Annotated in this window: 3 protein-coding genes; 2 read left to right on the top strand and 1 reads right to left on the bottom strand. The window is 75.6% G+C overall.

Annotated features, from left to right (window positions below; all coding sequences use genetic code 11):
* Positions 1-115: 115 nt before the first annotated feature.
* Complete coding sequence (locus L1885_RS27275; RefSeq protein ID WP_235799822.1) at positions 116-655, bottom strand: LOG family protein; 540 nt, start codon at positions 653-655, stop codon at positions 116-118.
* Positions 656-813: 158 nt separating this feature from the next.
* Between L1885_RS27275 and L1885_RS27270 the strand changes: the two genes are divergently transcribed.
* Positions 814-1,143, top strand: a complete 330-nt coding sequence (locus L1885_RS27270; protein WP_235799821.1) for a DUF427 domain-containing protein — start codon at positions 814-816, stop codon at positions 1,141-1,143.
* Between the two features lie 169 nt (positions 1,144-1,312).
* Positions 1,313-2,098: an alpha/beta fold hydrolase gene (locus L1885_RS27265; RefSeq protein WP_235799820.1), complete on the top strand. Its 786-nt coding sequence runs from the start codon at positions 1,313-1,315 to the stop codon at positions 2,096-2,098.
* Positions 2,099-2,349 lie beyond the last annotated feature (251 nt).

Raw genomic sequence — 2,349 nt, 5'->3', positions numbered from 1 at the left:
GGCCGCACGCCACCCGCGGCCGCGCCCCCGGCGCTCCTCCACTGCCGCAGGCCCCGCCACCGCCCCGCCGCGGACCGGCCCCGGCTCCGCCTCGGCCGTCGCCCCCCGTCGGCCGTCACTCCTGTCCCATGGACTCCTCCAGGAAGGCGAGCGCCCCGACGCCGTCCTCGGCGAAGAACACGAGGTCCGTCAGCGGGAGCGGGAGGAAGCCCTCCTCCTCCATGCGCAGGAACTGCTGCTTGAGGCCGTCGTAGAAGCCCTCCGTGTTCAGCAGCACCACCGGCTTCGTGTGCTTGCCGTGCTTCTTCAGCTCCAGGATCTCGGTGGCCTCGTCCAGCGTGCCGGTGCCGCCTACCATCACGACGATCGCGTCGGAGCGGGCCAGCAGGAGAGCCTTGCGCTCGGCGAGGTCCCCCGCCACGAGCATCTCGTCGGCCTCCTCGCGCGCCGCGGCGGCGAGGAAGTCGACCGACACGCCGACGAGCCGGCCGCCCGCGTCCGCCACCCCGTCCGCGAGGACCTTCATCAGGCCGACGTCGGACCCGCCCCAGACCAGGGTGTGGCCGCCACGGCCGATCAGTTCGGCGAATTCGCGCGCGGGGCGCGTGTAGCGCTCGTCGAGGTCGGCGGCGGAGAGGAAGACGCAGATGTTCATGGGTCAACCGTAGAGAGTGCCGGAACCCGTCCGGCGGCCGGGGAAGAACGCCGCCGGGCGGGACGCTGCACTGAGGGTGAGCCGTGTCCGTCAGGGACACGTGCACGAGGCCGTGTCCGCGAGGGACACGCGCACCCAGCCGAAGGGAACCGACCACCATGGCACTCGGACACAAGATCACCGTGGAGCGGAGCACCCAGCACGTCCGGGTGGAGCGGGACGGCCAGGTCCTCGCCGACAGCCACAGCCCGCTGGCCCTGCACGAGACGGGCTCGCCGGTGCGCTACTACCTGCCGGCCGAGGACGTCCGCCTCGACCTGCTGACCCCCTCGGACACCACGACGCACTGTCCCTTCAAGGGCGACGCCTCGTACTGGTCGCTGCCGGACGCCCCGGACCTCGTCTGGGCGTACGAGGAGCCGAAGTCGGAGGTCGCGGAGATCAAGGGGCACTACTGCTTCTACGACACCGAGGTCGTCGGCGCCTGAGGACCTCGACGCGGGCCGCCGGCGGGGGCGGGCGGCCCGCCCGGCCCGCATCCGGCCCGCACGTATCCGGCCGGCACGCACCCGCCCGGCACGCATCCGCCGGGCGGGCCTGCCGGAAGAATGTGCACCGAAGCGATGACTTACGACGGCTCCCCCGGTCTTCACCCGCATGGACAACGTGGGCAGGGCGGAGTCGGCGGACGGCACGGTGATCGCCTACCGGCGCGCGGGGCGCGGTCGGCCGGTGATCGTCGTGGGCGGCTCCTTCGGCACGGCGGAGACCTCGGCACCGCTGGCGGGCCTGCTGGCGCCCGGCTTCCAGGCCGTCACGTACGACCGGCGCGGCAGGGGCGACAGCGGGGACACGGCGCCGTACGCGGTGGAGCGGGAGATCGAGGACGTGGCGGCGCTGCTCGCCGCGGCGGGCGGCGGCGCGTGCGTGTACGGGGTCTCCTCGGGCGCCGCGCTGGCGCTGGAGGCCGCGGCGGCGGGTCTGCCGATCGAACGGGTCGCCGTGTACGAACCCCCGTACCGCGCCGATCCCGCCGAGGTCCGCGACCGTCCCGCCTACAGCCGGCGCCTGAGGGCTCTGCTGGCCGAGGGCAGGCGGGCGGAGGCGATCGGGCAGGTGCTCGCCGTCGTCGGCGTGACGCCGGCCGAGGTGGAGGCGCTGCGAGACACGGAGGCGTGGCCGCCCCTGCTCGCCGTGGCGCCCACGCTGGCCTACGACGACGCGGTGATCGGCACGGGCCTGGTCCCGGCCGGCCGGCTCGCGGGCGTCACGGCCCCGGCCCTGGTCATGGACGGGGGCGCGAGCCCGCACGCGATGCGCGCGGGCGCCCGCGCGGTGGCCGCGTCCCTCCCGCGGGGAAGCCACCGCACGCTGCCGGGACAGACGCACGCGGTGGAGCCCGACGTGCTGGCGCCGGTGCTGCGGGAGTTCTTCGGGGCGTGAGGCCGCGCGGAGAACCCGCAGCCCCGGCCGGTCACGGAGACGGACGTTCCACGGGGTGTCCGGCCCCGGAGGTCCCAGCTCCCGGACGGTCAGCGCCCGCCGCCCGTTCCCCGCCCCGCCTCGGCCAGCGCGGCGGCCTCCTGCTCGGGGGTGAAACCCGCGTCCAGGGGCGGCGCGCCGCGCTCCCGGTCCCAGGCCAGGACGTCCGCGGCCGTCTTGGCCAGGGGCGTGGCGGGCAGGCCCGCCGCGCG

The organism is Streptomyces fuscigenes, assembly GCF_021556455.1.
Lineage (GTDB): Bacteria > Actinomycetota > Actinomycetes > Streptomycetales > Streptomycetaceae > Streptomyces > Streptomyces fuscigenes.
Note: the sequence above shows the minus strand (reverse complement) of the source record. Positions and strands in the feature narration are given on the sequence as shown.